This window comes from Nonomuraea marmarensis (genome assembly GCF_043197025.1).
Classification (GTDB): domain Bacteria; phylum Actinomycetota; class Actinomycetes; order Streptosporangiales; family Streptosporangiaceae; genus Nonomuraea; species Nonomuraea marmarensis.
The window spans coordinates 429335-448179 of sequence record NZ_JBICRM010000001.1 but is presented as its reverse complement, the minus strand read 5'-3'; the positions used below and the strand labels follow the sequence as shown (position 1 = coordinate 448179).

21 protein-coding genes are annotated in these 18845 nt (G+C 69.4%); 13 read left to right on the top strand and 8 right to left on the bottom strand.

Translation table 11 applies throughout. The annotated features are described in order from the left end of the window. Positions 1–27: 27 nt before the first annotated feature. On the top strand, positions 28–933 hold the full coding sequence (locus tag ACFLIM_RS02200; RefSeq protein WP_393161267.1) for a phosphotransferase: 906 nt from the start codon (positions 28–30) through the stop codon (positions 931–933). A gap of 4 nt (positions 934–937) precedes the next feature. Then, positions 938–1543: a DUF4126 domain-containing protein gene (locus tag ACFLIM_RS02195; RefSeq protein ID WP_393161265.1), complete on the top strand. Its 606-nt coding sequence runs from the start codon at positions 938–940 to the stop codon at positions 1541–1543. A 10-nt stretch (positions 1544–1553) separates the two neighbouring features. Here ACFLIM_RS02195 and ACFLIM_RS02190 read toward each other — a convergent pair whose 3' ends face one another. The 3 genes from ACFLIM_RS02190 to ACFLIM_RS02180 are packed head-to-tail and all read right to left on the bottom strand — an operon-like array spanning position 1554 to position 4086. Beyond that, positions 1554–2345 (bottom strand): alpha/beta fold hydrolase, encoded by a 792-nt coding sequence (locus ACFLIM_RS02190; protein WP_393161263.1) that lies wholly within the window; start codon positions 2343–2345, stop codon positions 1554–1556. Beyond that, complete coding sequence (locus ACFLIM_RS02185) at positions 2346–3290, bottom strand: alpha/beta hydrolase (protein WP_393161261.1); 945 nt, start codon at positions 3288–3290, stop codon at positions 2346–2348. It abuts the gene before it with no gap. Then, the gene (locus tag ACFLIM_RS02180; RefSeq protein ID WP_393161259.1) at positions 3280–4086 is read right to left on the bottom strand and encodes a glucose 1-dehydrogenase; all 807 of its coding nucleotides are present in this window, start codon (positions 4084–4086) and stop codon (positions 3280–3282) included. Before ACFLIM_RS02180 ends, ACFLIM_RS02185 begins: the two co-directional genes overlap by 11 nt. A 139-nt stretch (positions 4087–4225) precedes the next feature. On the opposite strand from ACFLIM_RS02180, the gene ACFLIM_RS02175 reads away from it, so the two are divergent. Further along, positions 4226–4831, top strand: a complete 606-nt coding sequence (locus ACFLIM_RS02175) for a hypothetical protein (RefSeq protein ID WP_393161257.1) — start codon at positions 4226–4228, stop codon at positions 4829–4831. A gap of 58 nt (positions 4832–4889) precedes the next feature. Continuing rightward, positions 4890–5465 (top strand): Uma2 family endonuclease, encoded by a 576-nt coding sequence (locus ACFLIM_RS02170; RefSeq protein ID WP_393161255.1) that lies wholly within the window; start codon positions 4890–4892, stop codon positions 5463–5465. A 10-nt stretch (positions 5466–5475) separates the two neighbouring features. Here the strand turns inward: ACFLIM_RS02170 and ACFLIM_RS02165 are convergent, their stop codons facing one another. After that, positions 5476–5961: a hypothetical protein gene (locus ACFLIM_RS02165; RefSeq protein ID WP_393161253.1), complete on the bottom strand. Its 486-nt coding sequence runs from the start codon at positions 5959–5961 to the stop codon at positions 5476–5478. A 344-nt stretch (positions 5962–6305) separates the two neighbouring features. Here ACFLIM_RS02165 and ACFLIM_RS02160 point away from each other — a divergent pair, with 344 nt between their 5' ends. After that, the gene (locus ACFLIM_RS02160) at positions 6306–7181 is read left to right on the top strand and encodes a serine protein kinase RIO (RefSeq protein ID WP_393161251.1); all 876 of its coding nucleotides are present in this window, start codon (positions 6306–6308) and stop codon (positions 7179–7181) included. Positions 7182–7245: 64 nt separating this feature from the next. Next, on the top strand, positions 7246–8019 hold the full coding sequence (locus ACFLIM_RS02155; RefSeq protein WP_393161249.1) for an alpha/beta fold hydrolase: 774 nt from the start codon (positions 7246–7248) through the stop codon (positions 8017–8019). Between the two features lie 61 nt (positions 8020–8080). Here the strand turns inward: ACFLIM_RS02155 and uvrB are convergent, their stop codons facing one another. From uvrB to ACFLIM_RS02140, 3 genes are read right to left on the bottom strand one after another with little or no spacing between them, the layout of a single operon-like run. Continuing rightward, on the bottom strand, positions 8081–10189 hold the full coding sequence (uvrB, locus tag ACFLIM_RS02150; RefSeq protein ID WP_393161247.1) for an excinuclease ABC subunit UvrB: 2109 nt from the start codon (positions 10187–10189) through the stop codon (positions 8081–8083). 35 nt (positions 10190–10224) lie between these two features. After that, complete coding sequence (locus tag ACFLIM_RS02145; RefSeq protein ID WP_393161245.1) at positions 10225–10458, bottom strand: helix-turn-helix transcriptional regulator; 234 nt, start codon at positions 10456–10458, stop codon at positions 10225–10227. A 14-nt stretch (positions 10459–10472) separates the two neighbouring features. Beyond that, positions 10473–10907, bottom strand: coding sequence for a hypothetical protein (locus tag ACFLIM_RS02140; protein WP_393161243.1), 435 nt, complete (start codon positions 10905–10907; stop codon positions 10473–10475). Between the two features lie 100 nt (positions 10908–11007). Between ACFLIM_RS02140 and ACFLIM_RS02135 the strand changes: the two genes are divergently transcribed. The 7 genes from ACFLIM_RS02135 to ACFLIM_RS02105 all read left to right on the top strand — a co-directional run bounded on the left by ACFLIM_RS02135 (position 11008) and on the right by ACFLIM_RS02105 (position 17636). After that, the gene (locus ACFLIM_RS02135; RefSeq protein ID WP_393161241.1) at positions 11008–12624 is read left to right on the top strand and encodes an SPFH domain-containing protein; all 1617 of its coding nucleotides are present in this window, start codon (positions 11008–11010) and stop codon (positions 12622–12624) included. Then, a complete protein-coding gene (locus tag ACFLIM_RS02130) occupies positions 12621–13862 on the top strand; it encodes an SPFH domain-containing protein (RefSeq protein WP_393161239.1) in 1242 nt (413 codons plus the stop codon). The genes ACFLIM_RS02135 and ACFLIM_RS02130 overlap by 4 nt, the downstream gene beginning before the upstream one ends. A gap of 9 nt (positions 13863–13871) precedes the next feature. Further along, positions 13872–14645 (top strand): sporulation protein, encoded by a 774-nt coding sequence (locus ACFLIM_RS02125; protein ID WP_393161237.1) that lies wholly within the window; start codon positions 13872–13874, stop codon positions 14643–14645. A 189-nt stretch (positions 14646–14834) separates the two neighbouring features. Then, the gene (locus ACFLIM_RS02120) at positions 14835–15854 is read left to right on the top strand and encodes a hypothetical protein (RefSeq protein ID WP_393161235.1); all 1020 of its coding nucleotides are present in this window, start codon (positions 14835–14837) and stop codon (positions 15852–15854) included. Next, positions 15851–16468 carry a hypothetical protein gene (locus ACFLIM_RS02115; protein WP_393161233.1) on the top strand — a complete coding sequence of 206 codons (618 nt, stop codon included), beginning with the start codon at positions 15851–15853 and terminating at the stop codon, positions 16466–16468. The genes ACFLIM_RS02120 and ACFLIM_RS02115 overlap by 4 nt, the downstream gene beginning before the upstream one ends. Positions 16469–16478: 10 nt before the next feature. Further along, a complete protein-coding gene (locus ACFLIM_RS02110; RefSeq protein WP_393161231.1) occupies positions 16479–17288 on the top strand; it encodes an inositol monophosphatase family protein in 810 nt (269 codons plus the stop codon). A gap of 105 nt (positions 17289–17393) precedes the next feature. Beyond that, complete coding sequence (locus tag ACFLIM_RS02105; RefSeq protein ID WP_393161229.1) at positions 17394–17636, top strand: hypothetical protein; 243 nt, start codon at positions 17394–17396, stop codon at positions 17634–17636. A 6-nt stretch (positions 17637–17642) separates the two neighbouring features. Here the strand turns inward: ACFLIM_RS02105 and ACFLIM_RS02100 are convergent, their stop codons facing one another. Then, the gene (locus ACFLIM_RS02100) at positions 17643–18815 is read right to left on the bottom strand and encodes an ArsB/NhaD family transporter (RefSeq protein ID WP_393161227.1); all 1173 of its coding nucleotides are present in this window, start codon (positions 18813–18815) and stop codon (positions 17643–17645) included. Between the last annotated feature and the right edge of the window lie 30 nt (positions 18816–18845).

The window sequence follows — 18845 nt, the reverse complement described above, 5'->3', positions numbered from 1 at the left end:
TTAGGGCCGCGCCGCATAGCATCGAACATGGCCGTCGCCGAGGTCCTCGATCGTATCCCGCTGCTGTCCGGCGTGCCCCGCTCCGTGGAGGAGCTGCCCGGCGGGCTGACCAACCACAACTACAAGGTCACCACCCCTTCCGGCGCGTACGTGGTGCGCGTGTCGGCCAGCGACGGGGCGCTGCTGGCGATCGACAGGGACGCGGAGTACGCCAACTCGATCGCGGCGGCGCGGGCCGGGGTGGGGGCGCCGGTGCACGACTACCTGCCCGAGCTCGGGGTGCTGGTGGTGGGGTTCGTGCCGGCGCGGACGTTCACGGAGGCCGACCTGCGGGAGCCGGCGAACCTGCCGCGGGTGGCGGAGGCGTGCCGGAGGCTGCATGCGGGGCCGCGGTTCGTCCGGGACTTCGACATGTTCGAGCTCCAGCAGCGGTATCTGGGGATCGTGCGGGAGCGCGGCTTCCGACTTCCTGCGAAATATCTCAACTTCATGCCCGCCGTGGCAGAAATCCGGAAATGTCTGGCGGTGCGGGACGAGGGCACCGTGCCGTGCAACAACGACCTCCTCCCCGGGAACATCCTCGACGACGGCGAGCGCCTCTGGCTGATCGACTACGAGTACGCCGGCAACAACGACGCCTGCTTCGAGCTCGGCAACATCTGGAGCGAGTCGGACCTGCCGCTGGGCCACCTGGAGCAGCTGGTCACCGCGTACTACGGCCGCCGCCTCCGCCACAAGATCGCCCGCGCCCGCCTGCTCGGCCTCATGTCCAAGTACGGCTGGACACTCTGGGCCTCCATCCAGGACGGCGCGAACGAGAGCATCGACTTCGACTTCTGGTCCTGGGGCATGGAGAAGTACGAGCGGGCGGTGACCGAGTTCACCGGATCCGGTCTGGCGCACCTCATGGACGAGGCGGCACGGGCAGACTAGGGACATGCTCGCCGCACTGACCGGTCTGGGCCTGTCCACGGCCGCCGGGTTGAACGCGTACATCCCGCTGCTGGTCGTGGGCGTCCTGGCGAACCTCACCGATTCCGTGAAGCTGCCCGACGGCTACTCCTGGTTGTCCAACTGGGGCGTGCTCGCGGTGATCGCGGTGCTGCTGGCCGCCGAGTTCGTCCTCGACAAGGTCCCCGCCGTGGACAGCGTCAACGACGCCATCCAGACCGTCGTACGCCCGGCCGCCGGCGGCGTGGTCTTCTCCGCCACGAACGCCGCCGCCGAACTGGACAGGTCCACCTGGATGACCGAGCACCCCTGGGCCGGATGGTTGCTGGGCATCGTGGTGGCGCTGGCCGTACACACGATCAAGGCGACGGCCCGTCCGATGATCAACGCGGGGACGGCGGGAGTGGGCGCGCCGGTCGTGAGCACGGCGGAGGACGCGGGTTCGCTGGGCATGAGCCTGATCGCGGTGTTCGCGCCGGTGCTGGTGATCGTCGTGCTGCTGCTGCTCGCGCTGTTCGCGTGGTGGTCGATCAGGAGGGTACGCCGCTTCCGCGCCCGCAGGAAGGCGGCCCGGGGTCAACCACCTGGATGAGGCCCGGGGTTCACAGCGTGCCGAGCCAGCCGCGCGCCAGGTGCACGAACTCGGCCGGGCGCTCCTCGTGCAGCCGGTGGCCGGAGCCCTCCCAGCACACGACCTTGGACGCGGGGTGCTTGAGCAGGCCCGCCTCCCACTTCGCCCGCTCGGGATCGGACCAGATGGACAACACCGGGCACTGCCTGCGGGCCAGGTAGTCGTCGCTCGCGGGCCGTACCCCGATGGCGTCGGGCCCGGTGAACATGGCCTCGAACGCCTGGGCGAGCACGTGGGGCGGCATGCCGTACAGGCGGCGTTTGTGCCAGCGCCTGATGACGGCGGGGGTGGCGGCGTTCGTGCACCACTCGTCGATCGCCTCGGCGACGGCGTGGGGGTGCTCGCCGCGCAGGCCAGCGATCATCTCGGGGAAGCCCCGGGCGATCCCGGCCGTCATGCCGTAGCCGGGATCGACCGCGACCAACCCGCGCACCTGCTCCGGGTGCTCCACGGCGAGGATGGACACCACCTGGGCGCCCATCGAGTGCCCGGCCGCGATCACCTGCTGGACGCCGAGGCGGCTGAGGAGGTGGTGCAGGTCCTCGGCCATCATGCGCGGCGTGTTACCGGTGTCCGGGACCGACGAGTAGCCGTGTCCGCGCAGGTCGGGGGCGATCACGCGATGCTCGGCCGCGAGCGCGTCGATGTGCCACGACCACTGGTGGGAGTCGGCGCCCCAGCCGTGGACCAGCAACAACGGCGGCCCGTCTCCGTCGTCGGTGTAGAAGAGCCTGACATTTCCGCCTACGTCGGCGTACGGCATCTATTGACCGGTCCCTTCGCGGATGGCCACGCACACCTGCTCGGCGGCCTCCTTGGCGGCGGGGAGCACCGTGCCCATCCCGAAGAACCCGTGGAACATCCCGTCGTAACGAATGCTGCGCACCGCGACCCCCGCCTCCTCCAGGCTTCTCGCGTACGCCTCGCCTTCGTCTCGGAGGGGGTCGTGCTCGGCCGTGATCACCAGGGCGGGCGGGAGCCCTCGGAGGTCGGCGCGGCCGGGTGAGCTGTACGGCTCCGCGCGCCGATCGCGGGTGGGCTGGTAGCAGTCCCAGAACCACCGCATGTGCGCAGCGGTCAGGAAATATCCCTCACCGTTCTCCGCGTACGACGGCGAGTCCTGGGCCGCGTCGGTGGCGGGATAGACGAGCACCTGCAGCCGGATGAGCGGCCCGCCCTCGTCGCGGGCCTTGAGACAGGTCACGGTGGCCAGGTTCCCGCCCGCGCTGTCGCCGGCCACGACGAGCAGCCCGGGGTCGGCGCCGAGCTCCGCCGCATGCCGGTGGACCCATCGCGTGGCGGCGTAGGCGTCCTCCACGGCGGCGGGATAGGGATGCTCGGGCGCCAGCCGGTACCCGACGGCCACCACGACGGCCCCGGAGCCCGCGCAGAGCTGTCTGCAGACGCCGTCGTGGCTGTCGAGCGAGCCCACGGTGAACCCGCCGCCGTGGAAATACACGACGACCGGCCACCCACCGTCCCCGTCCGGCCCTTGCCGCGGGCCGTCACCGTCGGGCCAGTAAACCCGCACGGGAACGTCCCCCGCCGCCCGATCCTCCACCCGAGCCACGGGCAGCGGCTCCTCTTCGAGCGGCGGCGCCTCCTCCAGCACCCGCCGCACCTCGACCGCGTCCCACCCACCGGCGCCCTTGGGGAAGAACTCGCTCATGGCGTCGATGACCGCCCGTGTCAGCCCGTCAACTGCCATCCTGCTCCACCTCCATGTCAAGACCCTGCTCGCCCGGGCCCTGTGTGTCGAGTCGGGGCAACAGCGCGCTCTCCCCCGCCGTCCACCCGCCGTCGATGGCGAGCTCGGCGCCCGTGACGTACGAGGCCGCGTCGGACAGCAGGAAGGCGATCGCCTCGGCGACCTCCTCCGGCTCCCCCCAGCGCCCGGCGGCGGCCAGGGGAAAGGTGCCGTCTCCGGAAACGGCCCCGAACGGCTGCGTCATCGGAGTGACGATCATCCCTGGATGCACGGAGTTGACCCGGATACGATCCCGGCCGAACTCCAGCGCGGCGATCTTCGTCAGCCCGCGCACGCCCCACTTGGACGCGCCATAGCCGCCCGTTCCGGGGAGCGCGGTGAGGCCCGCGACCGACGACAGGTTCACGATGGCGCCGCCGCCCGACCGGCGCATGGCTGCGACCACGGATTTCAGGCCCAGGAAGACGCCGACGAGGTTCACCTGGAGCACCCGCTCGAACTCGTCGAGGGGCTGCTGCTCGATCGGGAGCCCGGTGGCTATGCCGGCGTTGTTCACCAATCCGTCGAGCCTGTCGTGCTCCTCCAGGGTCGAGCCGACCACGGCGGCCCACTGGTCCGGATTTGTCACATCATGCTCGATAAATCGGGCACCCAGCTCCTTGGCGGTGGCCGTACCCTCCTCGACCAGCACGTCGGTGACCACGACCCGCGCCCCCGCCGCCACGCACCGCCGCGCGGTGGCCGCTCCCATCCCCCTGGCGCCACCCGTGATGATCACAACCTTGCCGTCCAGCACCGGTCATGTCCCTTCCCGCACGCAATCCGCAAGTACGTGAACTGAAACACAGGCGTTCGGTGCGATCAAGGGCTTGCTTGGTCGAACGCGCCAAGCCCGCTCCAGCCGACTATCCTCTAGACATCAACACCAACAGGAGGTGGCGAAGATCAGCGAGTTCCTTGTCGTCGTACTGGTGATCCTGGCGTTCCTCCTGCTGCTCGGCGGAGTGGGCATCTGGTTGCTGGTCAAGCTGGGCAGGAAGGCGGCGAGCAAGGCCAAGCAGGCCACGACGCGGCTCACCGCCCACGTCAACGCGATGGGCACGGGCGACGCCGCCGAGGTCGAGCGCCTCCGGCTCGACCTGCGCCGCGAGGTGTCCCTCACCCGCCAGGCCATCGACCACGCCCAACGCCAGGGCTGGGGCCTCGGCGACCTGCCCAGACTCATGGCCGACCTGGCCGCGCAGGCCGACGTGCACGACGGGCAACTCGGGATGTACGCCCAGCAGCGCCGCCTGTCATCGTTCGTCGACCACGCCACGCTCGACCGGCTCAGGGAGCACCAGGCCAAGCTGACGGCGATGTGCGCCCGCATCCGCGCCGACCTCATGGGCGACCAGGTCCACCACACGGCGTCGGGCATCGCCGACCTCAGCTCCCGCACGGACCTGGAGATCGAGGCCCGCCGCCGCGCCCCGGACCCGCTGGACGAGATCGACGAGCTCTACCGCCGCACGATGAACGAGCGCAAAGACCTCCCCTGACGACTACGCAACGTGGCACAATGGATTCGCCGCGTGAGATCACTGAGGAGGCAGATCGATGACCATGGCCCTTCCTGAGTGGTTCTATCCCGGCCCTCCGGGCGGTTGGACCGCCGACATGCTCGATCACCTTCCCCCCGACGCGCCTCGGCACGTCGAGCTGATCGATGGGTCCCTCATCATGATGTCGCCGCAGACCGGCTTTCACATGCTCGCACTCCGGCTGTTCGAGCGATGGCTCCGTCCGCCCAAGGAGCTCATGGCCGTGCGCGAGATGACGGTGACGCTGGGACTTCGTCAGCGGCCAGAACCGGACATCCTCGTAGTCAACAGGTCCGCCTTCAGCACGAAAGGCACTTCGTTCAAGCCCGAGGACGTCCACCTGGTTGTCGAAGTAGTCTCGGAGGAATCCAAAGAGCGGGATCGATCCACCAAGCCGATCAAATACTCAAACGCGGGTATCAAGCACTTCTGGCGAGTGGAGCAGGAAAATGGCCTGCCTGTGGTCTACACGTTTGAGCTCGAGCCGGCAGTGAGGGCATATGTCCCCACTGGTATCCACCGCAAGCGACTACAGACCAGCATCGGGTTCGACGTGGACATCGAGCTCGATCTGAGCACAGTCGCGGAATGAGGCCCCACGCTCAGCCGCCCCACTCCTGGTACATGAACGCGGCGAGCTGCGCTTCCGTGGCGCCCTTGCCGGCCATGGCCTTGGTGGCCTGGGCCTGCTCCCTGGTGGCCAGGCGGCCCTCGAGGAGGATCGGCAGGGACAGCCGCCGTAACAACACCTCGGAGTCCGAGATCCCGTACGGCCTGCGCGTCACGGCCACATTGACCCGCAGCGCGTGCTCGTTCCCGGGCGGAACGGCGGAGCGGTCGATTTCGATGGCCGAGTAGCGGAAGCCGTTCGCCAGGTCGCAGGCGGCGCATCCGGCCGGCCCGCTGCTGAGCCGGCCGTCGCATTCGGCGCAGGTGAGGCGGTCGTAGGCGGCGTCGACCACGCGCCACGGGTGCTTGTCGGGCTCGTCGGTGACCATCTCGGCGATGAGGTGCTCGTCCGGCGGCGTGGACGTGCCGAACTCGCGCTCCAGGAAGGCGCGCCAGCCCTCCTCGACGATCTCGTCCACCAGGCCTGCACAGCGGGGGCACCCTGGGGCTCCGGCGGGCTCCCAGTAGTCGCATTCCGGGCATCGGCGCATGCCCGGACCGTACAAGCTCGGTCGATCCCACCGCACCGCATTATCCCCCGAACGCACCCACCGCATGATTTTTCCCGCGCGGTTAATCGGTTGCGGCGCTCCGACGTGGCCCGGCATACTCGGGGCCGAGTTGATCGCTGTGACACGGAGGGAGGGTGAGACCGTGACGACGACTGTTCGCGTGCCGTTTTCCGCGTCCTCAGACCTTCCCACCTGGCGTTCGCTGACCTGATCGACGAGCCGGTGGGCCTCACACCTGGAGCAATCCCACCGTGCCGAAGAATTCACAGCACCGCCGCCGTGGCAAACACGCCCTCGACGCCGACGACGTCGAATGGCTCGAGAGCACTCCCGAGACCGACGACGGCCCGCCCGAAGGCGACCGCTGGTCCACCTGGGACCAGAGCACGCCGACGGAGAAGGGCCCCAAGCCGTACCCCGACTGGCTGGTCACCGAGCTGGCCGCCGTCGACACCGAGTACGGCTTGCTCAAGACCGGCAAGGAAGCCGACGTCCATCTGATCTCCCGAGGTGTGCCGGGCACGGACCGCGTGTGCCTGCTGGCCGCCAAGCGCTACCGCTCCTCCGACCACCGCATGTTCCACCGCGACTCCGGCTACCTGGAGGGCCGCAGGACCCGCGAGAGCCGCATGAACCGGGCCATGGCCAACCGCACCGCCTTCGGCAAGCAGGTGATCGCCGCTCAGTGGGCGGTCGCCGAGTTCGCGGCGTTGTGCCGGTTGTGGGAGCTCCGGGTGCCCGTGCCGTACCCGGTGCAGATCGTCGGGACGGAGATCCTGCAGGAGTTCATCGGTACGCCGGACGGGTACGCGGCGCCGCGGCTGGCCCAGGTGTCGGACGACCTGGACGACCTGTGGACGCAACTGGTGGCGGCCATGGTCACGCTGGCCAGGGAGGGCTTGGCCCATGGGGACCTGTCTCCGTACAACCTCCTGGTTCACGACGGCAGGCTGATGATCATCGACCTGCCGCAGATCGTGGACGTGATCGCCCACCCGGCGGGCCCGTCATTCCTCGACCGCGACGCCCACAACGTGGCCACCTGGTTCACCGCCAAGGGCGTCCCAGCCGCCGACCCGGAGTCCCTGGCGGCGCTCCTCCGCAAGGAGGCCGGAATGGCCCCGTAAGCGGCACAATGCCGCCGTTCGAGCTCCTCATATATTGGTCCCCATACAGGAGGGGAGACCGGTCATGCACGATGCCATCGTCCACCCCAGCGGTGCCCGAATGCGCTGGGTGGAGCTGCCGGGCGCGGATCCGGCCCGCGTCTACGTACATGGGCTCGGTGCCACCTCCGCCCCCTACTACGCGGAAGTCGCCGCTCACCCCCTGCTGCCGCGAAACCGCTCTCTCCTGATCGACCTGCTCGGTTTCGGCATCAGCGACCGCCCGCGAGACTTCGCCTACACCCTTGAGGCCCATGCCGACAGCCTGGCCGAGGCGCTGCGCAAGGCCGGGGTCGCCGGAGCGTCGATGATCGCCCACAGCATGGGCGGCGCGGTGGCGACGGTCCTGGCCGCCCGCCACGGCGATCTCGTCGCCAACCTGATCCTCGTGGACGCCAACCTCGACCCCCATCCCCCGGCGCCCGCCCGGACCGGCAGCAGTGGCATCGCGGCCTACAGCGAGGAGGCGTTCGTGTCGCAGGGGTGGAAGGAGGTGCGAGATCGGGTGGGCCCGCACTGGTGGTCCACGATGCGGCTGGCGGACCTGCGCGGGCTCCATCGCACGGCGGTCAGCCTGGCCAGGGGCACCACGCCCACCATGCGCGAGCTCCTGCAGGACCTGTCGATCCCGCGCGCCTACCTGCATCCGGAAGGCGATGCGCCCGCCGCGGCCGACGGTCTGCGCGCGTCGGGCGTCCAGGTCCTCGGGATCCCGGAGTCGGGCCACAACATCATGCTGGACAACCCCGAAGCTTTCGCCCGCACCCTGACGACTCTCCTGCCCCCAGACGCACCCTGACCCATTCGACCGCCCCACGACCGGGGGCCGGGGTCATGGACGGGGCGGTCAGGAGCCGGGACTACTCGACGCCGGCCTCGCGCATGTCGCGTAGCTCGCGCTTGAGCTCCTTGATCTCGTCGCGCAACCGCGCAGCCACCTCGAACTGCAGATCGGCCGCCGACTGATGCATCTGCTCCGTCAGCGAGTCGATCAACGACTCCATCTGTGCCCGAGGCATCTCGCCCGCGATGGCCTTCGCGTGCTGCCCCGCCTGTCGCCCCGCGAACCCGGGCACCGGCGCCTTGCCGCGCGACTGCTGCCGGCCGCCGCCGAGGAGCCGGTCGGTGTCGGCGTCCTCGCGCTGCAGCGAGTCCAGGATGTCGGCGATCTTCTTTCGCAGCGGCTGCGGGTCGATGCCGTTGGCCTCGTTGTACGCGATCTGCTTCGCCCGCCGCCGATTGGTCTCGTCGATCGCTCGCTCCATCGACGGCGTGACCTTGTCGGCGTACATGTGGACCTGGCCCGAGACGTTACGGGCGGCGCGGCCGATGGTCTGGATCAGGGACGTCTCCGAACGCAGGAAGCCTTCCTTGTCGGCGTCGAGGATCGCCACCAGCGAGACCTCGGGCAGGTCGAGGCCCTCGCGCAGCAGGTTGATGCCGACGAGCACGTCGAACTCGCCCTGCCGCAGCTCCCGCAGCAGCTCGATGCGCCGCAGCGTGTCGACCTCGCTGTGCAGGTAGCGGACCCGGACGCCGAGCTCCAGGAGGTAGTCGGTCAGGTCTTCGGACATCTTCTTGGTCAGCGTGGTGACCAGGACGCGCTCGTCCCGCTCGGCCCGCTCGCGGATCTCGTGGACCAGGTCGTCGATCTGGCCCTTGGTGGGCTTGACGACGATCTCGGGGTCGACCAGGCCGGTCGGGCGGATGACCTGCTCGACCACGTCGCCCTTGGCCCGCCCCAGCTCGTAGGGGCCCGGCGTGGCGGACAGGTAGACCGTCTGGCCGATGCGCTCCAGGAACTCCTCCCACTTCAGCGGCCGGTTGTCGAGCGCCGACGGCAGCCGGAACCCGTGCTCGACCAGCGTGCGCTTGCGGGAGGCGTCGCCTTCGTACATGGCGCCGATCTGCGGCACCGTCTGGTGGGACTCGTCGAGGACCAGGAGGAAGTCCTCGGGGAAGTAGTCGAGCAGCGTGTTGGGCGCGCTGCCGGCCTCCCGGCCGTCCATGTGGCGGGAGTAGTTTTCGATGCCCGAGCAGGTGCCGATCTGCCGCATCATCTCGATGTCGTACGTGGTGCGCATCCGCAACCGCTGCGCCTCCAGCAGCTTGCCCTGCCGCTCCAGCTCCGACAGCCGCTCGGCCAGCTCCGCCTCGATGCCGGCCACGGCGGTCGCCATGCGCTGCTCGCCCGCGATGTAGTGGGAGGCCGGGAAGATGTAGAGCTCCTCGTCCTCGGTGATGACCTCGCCGGTCAGCGGGTGCATGGTCGAGAGCTTCTCGATCTCGTCGCCGAACATCTCGATGCGTACGGCCAGCTCTTCGTATTTCGGGATGATCTCGATCGTGTCGCCGCGCACCCGGAACGTGCCCCGGGTGAAGGCCAGGTCGTTACGCGTGTACTGCATGTCGACCAGGCGCCGCAGCAACTGGTCGCGGTCCACGTCCATGCCGACGCGCAGCCTGGCCATGCGGTCGACGTATTCCTGCGGCGTGCCCAGGCCGTAGATGCAGGACACTGAGGCGACCACGATGGTGTCGCGGCGGGTGAGCAGCGAGTTGGTGGCCGAGTGACGCAGCCGCTCGACCTCGTCGTTGATCGAGGAGTCCTTCTCGATGTACGTGTCGCTCTGCGGCACATATGCCTCAGGCTGGTAATAATCGTAATAAGAGACAAAATATTCGACAGCGTTGTTCGGCAACATCTCGCGCAGCTCGTTGGCGAACTGGGCGGCGAGCGTCTTGTTGGGCTGCATGACCAGCGCGGGCCGCTGCAACCGCTCGATCAGCCAGGCGATCGTGGCCGTCTTGCCGGTGCCGGTGGCGCCCAGCAGGACGTTGTCCTTCTCCCCGGCCATGACGCGGCGCTCCAGCTCGGCGATGGCCGTGGGCTGGTCGCCGGAAGGAGTCATCTCGGTGACGACCTCGAAGGGCGCCACCTTCCGCTGCAAATCTGTGACCGGTCGCATGGTGCCACTGTAGGCGGCTCGACCGACAGAAACCGTCAGGCCGAACGCTCCCCGATCCGGGGGAAGGGGCTGGTGGAGAAGACGACCTCGACCGGTACCTCGAAATAGTCGGCGATCCGCAGCGCCAGGTAGAGGCTGGGGCTGTATTCGCCGCGTTCGAGGTAGCCGATGGTCTGGTAGTGCACCCCCAGCGCGTCGGCGAGTTGCCTGCGGGTGACGTTCCGCTCTGCGCGCAGCAGCGCGATGCGGTTGTAGACGGTCTCGCTCATCACCGCGTATCTTCTCAGCCGATCCGCTGCATCGCCCGGTCTCTGCGCTGTTGCATGAGCGAGCCGGACTCGCGCCTGGCCATCCTGCGCAGGATCGGCGGCGCGAGGAGCAGGCCGGCCACGAGAACGATCGCCAGGGCGATCAGGGTGGAGAGCGTCACCTGCACCACGCGGCCGACGAGGTAGCCCAGCATGCCCTGCGGCAGGGCCTTGGCGCGCAGCAGCGTGCCGTCCTCGCGTTCGACGGCGAGCGCACCGACGGTGCCCATCAGCCCGTTGAACGCCGCGTCCTGCGTGGCGTGCGCGAACTGCTCGCCGCCGCGGCTCCAGCGCACCTGCGCGTCGCGGGAGACCTCGCGGGACAGGCGGTCGGCGCTGCCGTCGGCGACGTCGAGGCGGCGTCGCTCACCGCCCCTCCAAGTAGTAGGCCTACTACATTGATAGCACACCTACTACGGGACGCAATAGACATGTGACACCGCATTGCAAGCGAATAGTAAGTCACACCCGATACGGTCTTAGTCGCCTGTAGCGGAAAAGGAAGGTTCAATGTCACGACCCAGAGAGGCACTGGTCCAGGCAGGTCAGGGCATAGCCCAAGCAGTCGCCCAAGGGGGTGACGTACGGCAGGCGATGGGACAGGCCATGGGCCAGGTCGTTGACCAGGCGGGGCAACTGGCGGGCCAGGGCCGCGGCTTCACGCTGAACCCCCACGACTTCGCCGCCGCCCGCGACGGGGGAGTGTCCGTCGGCACCCTCATCGAGGCCAGGACCGCGTCGCTGAACGAAGCGGGCGAGATCGTCAACCGCAGCTTCGCCGAGAACGGCATGCACGTCATCTCGCCGGTGGTGATCCCCAAGGGCAGCACGGCGAAGGTGATCGTGCCCCTGGGCATCCTGGTGGTGCTCGGCCTGATCGGCGCGCTCGGCAACGTCATCCCGAACACCGATCTGATCTTCGGCCCGCACTACTGGCTGGTGCTGGTGCTGGCCGCCGCGTTCCTGTGGTGGCGCCGGAGCGTGGTGATGGTGCCCGAGGGCTGCAAGGCGCTGATCACCAAGTTCGGCAAGCTGGTGCAGATCGCGGACCCGGGCCGGGTGACGCTGTTCAACCCGTGGAAGCGGGTCAGCTACATCGTCAACACCACCCGCGAATACCCCTTCAACGCGCCGATCAGCGAAGCCCCCACCCAGCAGGGCGTCAAGGCGAGCGTGGACCTGTTCCTGCAGTTCAGGATCGAGAACCCGGCGGAGTTCATCTTCGTGCTGGGCTCGGTCAGCGGCTTCCAGTCCAAGCTCCAGAACGCCATCAGCGAGGTCACCCGCTCCCTCATCTACGCCCAGCGGGCCGAGGACATCTACGACCTGGTGGGCGAGAGCACGCTGGGCATGCTGGAGAGCCTCAACCAGCAGTTCCTGCCCGCCGTACGGCTCACCGACGTGAACATCACCCACGCCGAGCCGTCCAGCCAGGAGTACCGCATGGACCTGGCCGCCCCCGAAATGGTCCGCGTCGCCAAGGAGGCCTACACCTACGAGTACGAGCTCCAGCTCCGCAAGGAGCAGAACGAGGGCGACCTGGTCAAGGAGCTGGCCGGGTTGCAGGAGACGCTGAGCGCCATCCAGGCGGAGATCGCCGGATACCAGGCCCGCATGGACACCGCGCTCGAACGCGCCACCCACCAGGCCACGGCGCAGGCCAGGCAACGCCTGGTCGAGGCCGAGTCCACGGCCAACGCCAACTCCGCGCTCCTGGAGGCCCAGGCGCTGGACATCAGGGCGCTGTCGGCCGCGGAGGCGCCCGAGATCCTCGACTACCGCTTCCAGCAGGACCTGCTGGCCAAGCTGGAGTCGGTCGCCACCAGGCTGCCGCAGGTGGTGCAGGTGGGCGAGCAGACCGACATCGACTTCCTGGCCCTGGCGCAGCAGCTCGTGGGCGGGAAGGGCGCGGTGCTGTTCTCCGCCGAGGACATGTCCGCCATCCGCGCCAGGCTCGGCGCGATCGGCGAGCGCGTGCAAGGGCGCGAGGACGAGATCGCCGCCCTGCTCAAGAAGGCCGCCGCCGACGTGGCCGAGCCGCCGAAGACGCCGGAGCCCGACCAGGAGCTGGAACGCACGGTCGAACGCCTGCTCCCCGGCACCCGCGTGGAAGGTGAGGTCCGATGACCCGCGAGTTTTCCAAGATCAAGGAGTCGCTGGCCTCCTGGGGCGACATCCGGCAGTTGCTGCGCGGCGGCGAGCAGGGCCAGCTCGTCCCGGTCGTCATTCCCAAGGACCGGCGCGGCTTCGCCTGGATGGCGCTGGTGTTCCTGGCGCTCTATTTCGCCGGCATGGCGGCGCTGACCGACCTCACCGTCATGGCGGCGCTGGCGGCGCTGTTCTTCCTGGTCGTGGCGCTGGTCACGATGTGGCGCAAGGCGATCATCGAGATCGAGGAGGGCACCACCGGCGTACGCAGCCGCTGGGGCGCCATCACCGGCACGCTCCCGCCCGGCCGCCACTACCTCTGGCTGCCGTGGGACCGGGTGGACGCGGTCGTCGACACCTCCACCGAGATCCCGTACTCGGCGCCGATCGTGGCCTGTCCCACGGCGGAGAACGTGCCGCTGAAGTCGATCGAGTTCTTCCTGAAGTTCCGCATCGTGGACCCGGTCGCGTTCGTCCGCACGATCGGCGCGGGCAACTTCGACTTGGTGCTCTCCAGCGCGGTTCAGGACGCGATCAGGCAGCGCAGCCGCAGGGTCAACACCGAGCGGGCGTACGACCTGCGCGGCTCCGACGTGGGCGACATGCAGGACGCGCTCAACCGCCAGCTCGGCCGGTACGGCGTGCGCATCACGGGCGCCAACATCCCCGACGTCCAGCTGCCCGACCAGTACCAGCAGCACCTGGCCACCCGCGAGAAGGTGGCCAAGGAGCTCTCGGCGTACGAGCGCGAGTGGGAGCTGACCCGCAAGCGCCGCATCGACACCCTGCTGATGGAGATCGAGCGCTCCAAGAAGACCCGTGACGCCCGCGTCGTCGAGGTCAAGGCCGCCCACAACACCGCGCGCAAGAACGTGGCGCGCATGCTGGAGGAGCAGGAGACCGAGGCGCAGCGGGTGACGTGGGAGATCGAGGCGCGGGGCCGGGCCGACCTGACCTCCGCCGAGAACGAGGCCAAGGCGCTGCGCCGGCTGGCCGAGTCGTACCGGGACAACCGGGCCGTGCTGCAGTACGAGCTGGCCCGCAGGCGCCTCGACGTGGGCGCCAAGCTGGCGGAGAACGCACCCCAGCCGCTGATCGTACGCACCCAGCAGGGTCAGTCCGACTCCGCGCTCTCCACCCTCCTCCTGGCCCAGTTGCTCCCCCGCATCTCGGGCACAGGGAACGGCCCAGTCAACGGCCACATTCCTTCCGCATAGGAGAACCCCATGGTGTTCCGCAAGTTGATGGCCGCGTTCGGCGCGGGCGTCGAGGTAGACACGGTGTTGACCAACACGGGCGTGCGCCCCGGCGAGGCGCTGCGCGGCGTCGTGCACTTCCGCGGCGGCAACTCCGACTACAAGGTCGAGGGCATCTACATCGACCTGACCGCGGTGGTCGAGATCGAGCAGGGCGACAACGAGTACAAGACGTCCTACAGCTTCCTGCGCCAGCAGGTCGCGGGGACGTTCCAGCTCGCCGCGGGCGCGCAGCACCAGCAGCCGTTCGAGATCGGGGTCCCCTGGGAGACCCCGATCAGCGCGATCGCCGGGCACCCGCTGCACGGGATGAGGCTGGGCGTGCAGACGGAGCTGGCGCTGGCGGGCGCGCTCGACAAGGGCGACCTGGACCCGCTGTTCGTCAGCCCGCTGCCGGCCCAGGACCACGTGATCGGCGCGCTCGACCGGCTGGGCTTCCAGTTCAAGAAGGCCGACCTGGAGCGGGGCACACTGTACGGCTCGACCATGCCGTTCTTCCAGGAGATCGAGTACTACGCGGGCGGCCAGTGGCGGCGTTACTTCAACGAGCTGGAGCTGACGTTCATCGCCGGGCCGCGGCAGATGGACGTCATCCTGGAGGCCGACAAGCGGGGCGGCTTCCTGAGCTCCAGCCACGACGCCTACAACCGGTTCACCCTGCGCTACGACGACCCGCCGAACTCGGCGGACCAGGCCCTGCAGCGCGGTCTGGAGCAGATGGCCCGCCACCGCGGGTGGTTCTAAGGATCGGCAGGTACCGGGCGGCGTCGAGCGGCAGCTCGACGCCGCCCGCCGCGGAATCCGGACTGGAGGCAATACTCCGCGGCATCTTCCGCTAGGTGATCGTGTGCTGGCAGTCGCTTGGCCCGGTCGTTACCATGACCTCGGGAACTGACTGATCGTCTGATGACGGGGCGCGCGATGGCACGGTTCATGGCTGCGGTGAAGCGGGTCGTCCCCTGGGCCGCTCAGAACGCCGACGGCGCCATCGCGCTGCTGCTCGCCGTCGTGATCGGCGTGCTCGGCATCATGCCCGACACGATCATCTCGACCGAGGTGCAGCGGCAGCTGGTCAACGCCGCCACGCTGGTCATCATGGCGCTGGTGGCCACCGCGCTGCTGCGCGACCGCGTCCGCCAGGCCCCGGTCGAGGAGACGATCACCTCGGGAGCGCTGGCCGAGCTGCCCGTGCGCCTGGCGCGCCTGGAGGAGATCGAGACCCTGGTCGGCAGCACCCGCAAGGCCCTCGACTCGCTCCAGCTCGTCAGGGTGCTCGGCAGCAAGCAGGAGATCGCCCAGTCCCACGCCGAGGCCCGCAAGGACACCGCCAGGTGGAGCTTCAAGGGCGGCACGGGCACCTACCTGCGCGCGGTCACCCTGCCCGAGTGCGTCGCCGCCGCCCGCAGGGTCAAGCGCCACCTCACGGTCAGGGTCGAGGTCATCGACCCGTCCAACGCCGAGGTGTGCGAGACGTACGCCCACTACCGCCGCTCGTTGTCCGACGTCCCCGACGGCACCGGCGAGACGTGGACGACCGACCGGGTCAGGAAGGAGTCGTACGCGACGATCCTGGCCGCCTTCTGGCACCGCCAGCGCTACGGCCTGCTCGACATCGGGGTGGGCCTGTCGTCGACGATGACGACGTTCCGCTGGGACGTGTCGGCCAGCCGCCTGATCATGACGGTCGAGGACCCGAACATGGCGATGACCGCGCTGGCGGGCACCTTCTACTACGAAAACTGCGACACCGAGCTGCGGCTCAGCTTCGAGCAGGCGCGGCGGGTGCCGCTGGAGATGTACAAGAAAGCACCGCTCAGCGATGAGCCCACCATCGAGGAGGTGCAGGAGCTGTTCGCGCGCATCGGGGTGCCCCTGCCCAAGTCCTACGACGGCCGCGACGTCGTCGACATCGCCCGTAAGGCCCTCCGTGCCGTGGATCCCTACGGATCATGAGCTACAGCGACGTACACGAGCTTCTCCGAGGGGGCGCGGCCAGGTCGTGGGCCCTCGACGTGCTCTCCGGGGACGACCTGACCGCGGTGCGGCACCCGCTCGGATTCGTCTGCCTTCCGCTGGAGCGCGACGGCGGCGAGGGGGTATGCCTCCATCTGTGGTCCGACTCGCTCTCGCACGCGGAGAGCACCACCTCGCAGATCCACTGCCACAGCTGGGACCTGGTCAGCCACGTGCTCTACGGCCAGATGCGCAACGTGCACGCGGTGGTCACCGACGCGGGCGCGGACGCCACGCACCGGGTGTTCGAGGTGGTCAGCGGGGCCGACGGCGACCGCATCTCGCCCACCCGCCGCACCGTGCGGCACGCCACGGGCCTGGTGGAGGTGTTCGGTCCTGGCGACACCTACACGCTGCCCGCCGACCGCTTCCACAGCAGCGTCGTCCCCGAGGGCGGCGAGGCGGCCACGATCGCGCTCGGGCGCGGCCGTCCCGGCAGCCGCGACCTGTCGCTCGGCCCGCTGGGCGCGGGCCCGCACCACGTGTCCAGGCAGCCGCTGGACGCCCGCGAGACCGAGCTGGCCGTACGCATGATCACCGAGCACCTGACCTGAGGGGTACCCGATGGACCTGGACCACGCTCGCACGGTCGCCGTCGAAGCCGCCGAGGCCGCGGGAGCCCTGCTCCTGGAGGGCACGCGGGGCGCGCTCGGCGTGCGGGCCAAGGGCGACGCGGGCGACGTGGTGACCGATCTCGACCTGGCCTCGGAGAAGCTGCTGCTGGAGCGCATCCTGACGGCGTACCCCTCGCATTCGGTGATCGCGGAGGAGTCGGGGCTGGTCGGGGCCGCGGGCGGCGAGTGGACGTGGCTGGTCGACCCGCTCGACGGCACCAACAACGTGGCGATCGGCCTGCCCGCCTACGTGGTGGGCGTGGCGCTGTGCCGCGGCGGACGTCCGGTGCTGGGCGTGGTGCACGACCCGGTCTCGGCCCAGACGTGGTCGGCCATCCGCGGGCGCGGCGCGCTCTCGTCGTCAGGGGTACGCCTGGCGCCCCCGTACGTGGAGAGCCCGCATGGCCCGCTGCTGGCCTGGACCCAGGGCTACGGCGTGACCAGGGACGACGCGACCGTGCGGGCGCTGAAGGCGGCACTGGAGCTCAACGCGCGGCGGGTGCTGCAGCTGTGGGCGCCGCTGCTGTCGTGGGCGATGCTGGCGCGCGGCGACATCGACGGCATCGTGGGCTACCGGGCCGAGGCCGTGGACCTGCCGGCGGGAGCGCTGCTCGCCCGGGAGGCCGGCATCGAGATCCGGGCGCTGGACGGGGGCCCGTTCGAGGAGGGCATCGACGGGACGGCCGAGGATCGCAGCTTCGTCGCCGCCCACCCGCGGGCCGTCCCCGGGCTCCTCGCTCTCCTGCGCCGCGCCCAATGAGGAAAAGTCCGCAGATAATGTGTGTCCTTTGTCGATGAGTTCCGCTCCCGTTCGACGTCTAGTTAGAGGGTGCCTGAAAGCGGCACACGTGGAGAGGAGCCCGACATGATGACCACGACCGAGCTGGCGCAGGTGCTCTTCGCTTCGGCCCTGCAGCCGTCCGACCACCTGTCCCCCTTCCAGATCCGTGAGGCCGTGGACGAGCGGCTGTGCGCGTGCGGCGGCGACCCGGCCCGGTGCGCGGCGTACGTGGCGCAGGAGGCCGGCGACCACCCCGACACGTACGTGGCGCGCATGCGCTGGGCCCTGACCGCGGTCGCCGGCGCCTACACGCTGGCCGCCGCCTGAGACCCTTCAGCCGAACTCCACCAGCGCCCAGACCGTCGCGACCAGCCCCACGACCGCCAGGCCCGTGCCGGTGAGCAGGAAGCGCCGCATCGGCACCGTGACGTCGTGGCGGCGGCAGGACTCGAACCACAGCAGGGTGGCCAGCGACGCCCACGGGGTGACGACCGGGCCCACGTTGGTGCCGGCCAGCAGGGCCAGCAGGTGGTCCTGGTCGACGGGCGGGATGACGGTCTCGACGGCCTGGTAGGCGGGCAGGTTGTTGATCACGTTGGACAGCCCGGCCCCGACGGCGGCCGTGCGGTAGGGGTCGCCCTGCGTGCCGATCATCCAGGTCATCAGGTCGGACAGGCCGTGCCTGCTGAGCGTGGGCACCACCAGGAACAGGCCGGTCACGAAGATGACGAGCTGCCACGGGATCAGGCTCCAGGTCAGGCGCTCGCGGGCGCGCAGCAGGAACGCCCCCGCGACGATGGCGGCCGCCGCCGTGGCGGCGAGGGCGACGTGCGCCTTGAGCAGCAGCATGGCGATGAACAGCAGGCAGCCGGCCGAGGCGACGGCGAACAGCACGCGGTCGGCGACCGGCTCCAGCACCGGCGGCGTGTAACGCAGGTCGCGCCGCTCGCCGCGGCGCCAGTAGAACGCCCACAGGAACGCCATCGTCACCGCGATCGAGGCGATCTGGGGCGCCCACATGCGGGCGGCGAACTCCTGGGCGTCGAGACCGATCTTCTCCATGCCGAGGAGGTTCGTCAGGTTGGAGACGGGCAGCAGCAGGCTCGCCGTGTTGGCCAGCCAGATCGTGGTCATGGCCAGGGGCAGGGGGGCGATGCGGGCTCGGGGGGCCAGGGCGAGCATGACCGGTGTGAGCAGCACCGCTGTGGTGTCCAGGTTCAGAAATATCGTAATAAATGACGCGAAAGCCGTACAAAGAAAGAAAAGGGCGGTGTAGTTGCCGCGCCCGAGCACCGCCATCCTCGCCGCGATCGCGTCGAAGACCTGGGCCTCCTTCGTCAGCTCGGCCAGCACGATGATCGCGACCAGGAAGACCAGCAGCGGGCCGATGTCGTCCAGGCTCTCAGCCGCGTCCTCCCACGGCAGCAACCCGGTCGCCACGAAGACCAAGCCGAGAGCCAGCAGCCCGATCCTGATCAGGTCGAGCACACCAAGACGCCGCCACACCCGACGATGATCGCACACACAAGGGAAGCC

Excerpts from the sequence above, each read along its gene's own strand:
- ACFLIM_RS02115 (WP_393161233.1), top strand. The coding sequence starts at position 15,851 with ATGAGCTACAGCGACGTACACGAGCTTCTCCGAGGGGGCGCGGCCAGG.
- ACFLIM_RS02170 (WP_393161255.1), top strand. The coding sequence starts at position 4,890 with ATGACCATGGCCCTTCCTGAGTGGTTCTATCCCGGCCCTCCGGGCGGT.
- ACFLIM_RS02185 (WP_393161261.1), bottom strand. The coding sequence starts at position 3,290 with ATGGCAGTTGACGGGCTGACACGGGCGGTCATCGACGCCATGAGCGAG.
- ACFLIM_RS02105 (WP_393161229.1), top strand. The coding sequence starts at position 17,394 with ATGATGACCACGACCGAGCTGGCGCAGGTGCTCTTCGCTTCGGCCCTG.
- ACFLIM_RS02195 (WP_393161265.1), top strand. The coding sequence starts at position 938 with ATGCTCGCCGCACTGACCGGTCTGGGCCTGTCCACGGCCGCCGGGTTG.
- ACFLIM_RS02155 (WP_393161249.1), top strand. The coding sequence starts at position 7,246 with ATGCACGATGCCATCGTCCACCCCAGCGGTGCCCGAATGCGCTGGGTG.
- ACFLIM_RS02135 (WP_393161241.1), top strand. The coding sequence starts at position 11,008 with ATGTCACGACCCAGAGAGGCACTGGTCCAGGCAGGTCAGGGCATAGCC.
- ACFLIM_RS02200 (WP_393161267.1), top strand. The coding sequence starts at position 28 with ATGGCCGTCGCCGAGGTCCTCGATCGTATCCCGCTGCTGTCCGGCGTG.
- ACFLIM_RS02110 (WP_393161231.1), top strand. The coding sequence starts at position 16,479 with ATGGACCTGGACCACGCTCGCACGGTCGCCGTCGAAGCCGCCGAGGCC.
- ACFLIM_RS02130 (WP_393161239.1), top strand. The coding sequence starts at position 12,621 with ATGACCCGCGAGTTTTCCAAGATCAAGGAGTCGCTGGCCTCCTGGGGC.
- ACFLIM_RS02125 (WP_393161237.1), top strand. The coding sequence starts at position 13,872 with ATGGTGTTCCGCAAGTTGATGGCCGCGTTCGGCGCGGGCGTCGAGGTA.
- uvrB (WP_393161247.1), bottom strand. The coding sequence starts at position 10,189 with ATGCGACCGGTCACAGATTTGCAGCGGAAGGTGGCGCCCTTCGAGGTC.
- ACFLIM_RS02145 (WP_393161245.1), bottom strand. The coding sequence starts at position 10,458 with ATGAGCGAGACCGTCTACAACCGCATCGCGCTGCTGCGCGCAGAGCGG.
- ACFLIM_RS02190 (WP_393161263.1), bottom strand. The coding sequence starts at position 2,345 with ATGCCGTACGCCGACGTAGGCGGAAATGTCAGGCTCTTCTACACCGAC.
- ACFLIM_RS02120 (WP_393161235.1), top strand. The coding sequence starts at position 14,835 with ATGGCTGCGGTGAAGCGGGTCGTCCCCTGGGCCGCTCAGAACGCCGAC.